This is a genomic window from Nostoc sp. (genome assembly GCF_036917515.1).
Lineage (GTDB): Bacteria > Cyanobacteriota > Cyanobacteriia > Cyanobacteriales > Nostocaceae > Nostoc.
Genome location: NZ_JBALDE010000207.1, coordinates 1 through 3,957, shown reverse-complemented (window position 1 = coordinate 3,957; position 3,957 = coordinate 1). Strand labels below are relative to the sequence as shown.

7 protein-coding genes are annotated in these 3,957 nt (G+C 38.7%); 3 read left to right on the top strand and 4 right to left on the bottom strand.

From position 1 onward, the window contains the following. Window positions 1–73 precede the first annotated feature (73 nt). A complete protein-coding gene (locus V7K89_RS27225) occupies window positions 74–316 on the bottom strand; it encodes a hypothetical protein (RefSeq protein WP_335192787.1) in 243 nt (80 codons plus the stop codon). 149 nt (window positions 317–465) lie between these two features. On the opposite strand from V7K89_RS27225, the gene cobW reads away from it, so the two are divergent. Next, window positions 466–1,506: a cobalamin biosynthesis protein CobW gene (gene cobW / locus V7K89_RS27220; RefSeq protein ID WP_335192785.1), complete on the top strand. Its 1,041-nt coding sequence runs from the start codon at window positions 466–468 to the stop codon at window positions 1,504–1,506. Between the two features lie 249 nt (window positions 1,507–1,755). Next, window positions 1,756–2,226 (top strand): ABA4-like family protein, encoded by a 471-nt coding sequence (locus tag V7K89_RS27215; protein WP_335192783.1) that lies wholly within the window; start codon window positions 1,756–1,758, stop codon window positions 2,224–2,226. Window positions 2,227–2,293: 67 nt separating this feature from the next. On the opposite strand, the gene V7K89_RS27210 is transcribed toward V7K89_RS27215, so the two are convergent. The 3 genes from V7K89_RS27210 to V7K89_RS27200 all read right to left on the bottom strand — a co-directional run bounded on the left by V7K89_RS27210 (window position 2,294) and on the right by V7K89_RS27200 (window position 3,470). Then, the gene (locus tag V7K89_RS27210; protein WP_335192781.1) at window positions 2,294–2,509 is read right to left on the bottom strand and encodes an acetyltransferase; all 216 of its coding nucleotides are present in this window, start codon (window positions 2,507–2,509) and stop codon (window positions 2,294–2,296) included. 275 nt (window positions 2,510–2,784) lie between these two features. Continuing rightward, entirely contained in the window at window positions 2,785–3,093 is a 309-nt protein-coding gene (locus tag V7K89_RS27205; RefSeq protein ID WP_335192780.1) for a DUF3181 family protein, read from the bottom strand. A 119-nt stretch (window positions 3,094–3,212) separates the two neighbouring features. After that, window positions 3,213–3,470, bottom strand: a complete 258-nt coding sequence (locus tag V7K89_RS27200; protein ID WP_335192778.1) for a hypothetical protein — start codon at window positions 3,468–3,470, stop codon at window positions 3,213–3,215. A 123-nt stretch (window positions 3,471–3,593) separates the two neighbouring features. Here V7K89_RS27200 and V7K89_RS27195 point away from each other — a divergent pair, with 123 nt between their 5' ends. Beyond that, window positions 3,594–3,914: a hypothetical protein gene (locus tag V7K89_RS27195; protein WP_335192776.1), complete on the top strand. Its 321-nt coding sequence runs from the start codon at window positions 3,594–3,596 to the stop codon at window positions 3,912–3,914. Window positions 3,915–3,957: the final 43 nt, after the last annotated feature.

The window sequence follows — 3,957 nt, the reverse complement described above, 5'->3', positions numbered from 1 at the left end:
ATCACAGGAGTAAGGTTTCATTCTACAGGCACTTAGACGTTGATATACTCCATCATCCCATACTGTATTGCACTCAAGCAGGAACTGCTATATTTGTCTGTAGGACATTTGCATCAGTATTGATTGCACGAATTTTGGGCGTTTGTATGATGGTTGTTACCGAAGAATTGTTTCCGAAATTGGTGATGCTTAGGGTAATGAAACTCCGCCAAATATTAGCGGCTTCTTCATAATTTTTCATTTCTTCGGCAGATGTTGCTTTTTGTTCCAACTTCTCTACCGTTTGTGCCACAATGATTTGAAGAATTAAAGCCAAACCTAAACTCAACAACTACGGCAATATTTTCAGGTTTACTATAGACTTTCAGCTTAAAATAACTAAGTCAATCTTCAAACCAAGCTTAATCTCAGTATTTAAGTTTGTAACCTGTAAAACTTACCATACTGGGTAAATCAGGCAAAAATATGGCTACGAAAATTCCTGTCACAGTGATCACAGGCTTCTTAGGTAGTGGAAAAACCAGCCTAATTCGCCACCTGCTACAAAACAACCAAGGACGGCGTATTGCCGTTTTAGTCAATGAATTTGGCGAACTCGGTATTGATGGTGAATTGTTAAAATCCTGTCAAATTTGCCCCGAAGATGGTGAGGGTGACACTAATATCTTTGAATTAACCAACGGCTGCTTATGCTGCACCGTGCAGGAAGAGTTTTACCCGACGATGCAAGAGTTAATTAAGCGGCGAGATAGCATCGACTGCATTTTGATTGAAACCTCTGGTTTAGCTTTACCAAAACCACTGGTGAAAGCTTTTCGCTGGCAAGAAATTCGCAACGCTGCCACTGTGGACGCGGTAATTACCGTGGTAGATTGTGCGGCGGTAGCAGCCGGGACATTTGCTAGCGATCCAGATGCGATCGCAGCCCAGCGACAAGCAGATGATAATCTAGAACACGAAACACCCTTGCAAGAACTGTTTGAAGACCAACTTGCTTGTGCAGACTTGGTAGTGTTGAATAAAATTGACTTGGTAGATGTCGAGACAAAAGCCAGAGTTGAGGACTTGATTAAGCAAGAGTTGCCCAGAGTGGTGAAGATTGTCGAGAGCGATCGTTCTCAAATAGACGCATCTATATTATTAGGATTCCAAGCTGCAGTCGAAGACAATTTAGATTCTCGTCCTAGTCATCACGATACTGAAGAAGACCACAATCACGATGAAGAAATTACTTCAGCTAATTTAACTTTGAATCGTACCTTTGATCCAGAAAAGCTGCAACAGCAGTTGCAAACATTAGTACAACAACAAGAAATTTACCGAATTAAAGGCTTTATTGCAGTGCCAAATAAATCTATGCGTTTAGTGATGCAAGGTGTAGGAACCCGATTTGATAAATTTTACGATCGCCCCTGGAAACCAGAAGAAGCTAGGCAAACGCGCTTAGTTTTCATTGGACGTGATTTGAAGTCTTCAGAAATTGAATCACAACTTATAGCTTTATAAGTAAAGAGTTAAGAGTTAAGTAAAATTAATACACTGTGGCAGAAGTTTGCCTACCTTTAACAAGGGAATTTTGCCCTTGTCTATTGGTTATTACGCGACTTAGAGTAACTTATAATGGGAAATTTATACTGCTATTGTGTATTAGTCAATTCCAGAAAATAAATAATACTAAGTAACTAAAAGCTCTGAATTGTTTACTCATAACTCATAACTCATAACTTAAACTTCACCCTTCGCTTTACAAACAAGATGACGATTTCTCAACTATTTAACGTTGCCAACCTTTTTGTCTTGCCATTTTGGGCGTTGATGATTTTATTACCGAACTGGAAAGTTACACGACACATAATGTCATCATCTTTACCCTTTGTGCTTTTAGCTGGGGCGTATTTGTATTTGTTTATCAACAGCATTACCCCAGAAAATGCTCAAGCTTTATCGAATCCTCAATTAGCTGATATTGCACGGTTTTTTGCGGATGAAACAGCTGCGGCAACAGGTTGGATTCATTTTTTAGTGATGGATTTATTTGTCGGTCGTTGGATTTATTGGGAAGGACAGAAAACAGGTGTTTGGACAATTCACTCTTTGGCTTTATCTTTGTTCGCTGGGCCTTTGGGATTACTATCTCACATTTTAACTGACTGGATTACTAAGAGATTTTTTCCAAAGTTTCAGCAGAATGAAACGGTGACGGTAGGAGAAAAAGCTGCGTCATAATCTGGCATATAGTAGGGGCGCACATCTATGCGCCCCTACTATTACAAGTTACCTGATTTTAAAATTATTAAGCGTTGTCGTGTCTATAGTCAGCATCTAACCAACAGCGCGGTAGAACTTCACCTGAAGGAAAAATGAGATTTTCTTTTTTAAAAGTCTCTGGTTGCTGTTCTTCTTGACCCTCTTGGTCTTTTGCTTTAACAACATCAGTATTCGGGTCAATTAATTCCTGAATTTCAACAATTTTTACCAATTCGCCACTATCTTTGACTTGTAAAAGCATATAAATTGCCTCAATAAATTTGCATGAAAGTTGGGAGTGAGTCTCAAGATATGTTCACTTGATTCTCAACCGATTTAAAAGGTTGAGATTCCTTAATTGTTAAAGGAAACTTTTACCAGATATGAACACATAAATTACACAAAATTAATTTATGTGCCTTTGTAATTTTTATCTTTATAAAATTGACACAATAAATTAATTAGCAACTCAGTATTTCAAATAAGGAAATACTGATCGAGAAAATTATCTAATTCAAATAATTTTGGTTGTAGAGATTAAATTTCGCGTTGATATTTTTCTAAAATATCAACTAATGTTACTTGACATTGCAGTGGCAGTAAATCACTTAAAGGAAGTTCGCTTCTACCGCCACCAATTTTTACTGTAATTGATTTCAAGACTTTTAAAACTTGATCTTCATTTACAGCATTGGAAGTAATTAAGGGATACAGTTGCTCGGCAACAACTGTATGCAGTTTGGCATTAGATAAATAAAGATGCCATTTGGCAATGTCTATGTAAATATTTTCGCCAATTTCAGCTGCTAGGGCTTCTAGTAGTTCTGTGGTGTTAGTCTTTGCCATAAAAATAACCCTACGTTAAGAAAAAGTGCGAAATCTCAGGCTTTTTTACATTATGGCTCAATTAACAGCTTAATCCTACTACCAGAGGTTACAATCGCCCTAGCATGAGTAATCCATCTTCAGGTGGATTTTGGTGGAGTTTCGGTGTAGTTAGCGATCGCACTAATATAAATCAGATGCACCAACAATATTCCTGTCCAACTTAAAGTCAACAACGGCAGCCAGTCCCAAGTAGTGCTTTTCAAGATGTGGAAAAACCACAAGCCAGAATTAATCGTAGCAGCGATCGCTACATGCATGGCAAAATTCATCCGGTCATCAATCTTGCGGTAATCAGGGTCTTTGCGATCAGGTTTGCGAGGCCAACGAGGAGGCATAAATATTTGTTACAGATTTAAATACACCTACTTATTCTAAGGTTTTTGGGGCAGCCATTGCGATTAGACTTCTAGAAGCAATCATAATTGAATTGGAAGTCAAGAGCCGCTGGGTTAAATACGATGACGATCTTTGAGCAAATAGACCCCGATCTCCTCTATCCAGATAGCGACGGCAAACCAACGGCAGACAATACAGAGCAATATCGTTGGATTGTCCTGATTAAGGAGAATTTAGAGATTCTGTTTGCTAATAACGATCGTGTTTTGATTGCGGGAGATTTGCTTTGGTATCCCGTCCGTTCTCGGCTGATTGCACCGACTGCACCTGATGTGATGGTTGTCTTCGGTAGACAAAAGGGAAAACGTCGTTCCTATCGTCAGTGGCAAGAAGATAATATAGCGGTTCTCAGTTGGGTGCAATATAGTAACAGCAGTGGGTGAACCATCCAATAATGTCTTTTTTAGTTACCGCATTCAGAGCATT

Excerpts from the sequence above, each read along its gene's own strand:
- V7K89_RS27195 (WP_335192776.1), top strand. The coding sequence starts at position 3,594 with ATGACGATCTTTGAGCAAATAGACCCCGATCTCCTCTATCCAGATAGC.
- V7K89_RS27210 (WP_335192781.1), bottom strand. The coding sequence starts at position 2,509 with ATGCTTTTACAAGTCAAAGATAGTGGCGAATTGGTAAAAATTGTTGAA.
- V7K89_RS27205 (WP_335192780.1), bottom strand. The coding sequence starts at position 3,093 with ATGGCAAAGACTAACACCACAGAACTACTAGAAGCCCTAGCAGCTGAA.
- cobW (WP_335192785.1), top strand. The coding sequence starts at position 466 with ATGGCTACGAAAATTCCTGTCACAGTGATCACAGGCTTCTTAGGTAGT.
- V7K89_RS27200 (WP_335192778.1), bottom strand. The coding sequence starts at position 3,470 with ATGCCTCCTCGTTGGCCTCGCAAACCTGATCGCAAAGACCCTGATTAC.
- V7K89_RS27215 (WP_335192783.1), top strand. The coding sequence starts at position 1,756 with ATGACGATTTCTCAACTATTTAACGTTGCCAACCTTTTTGTCTTGCCA.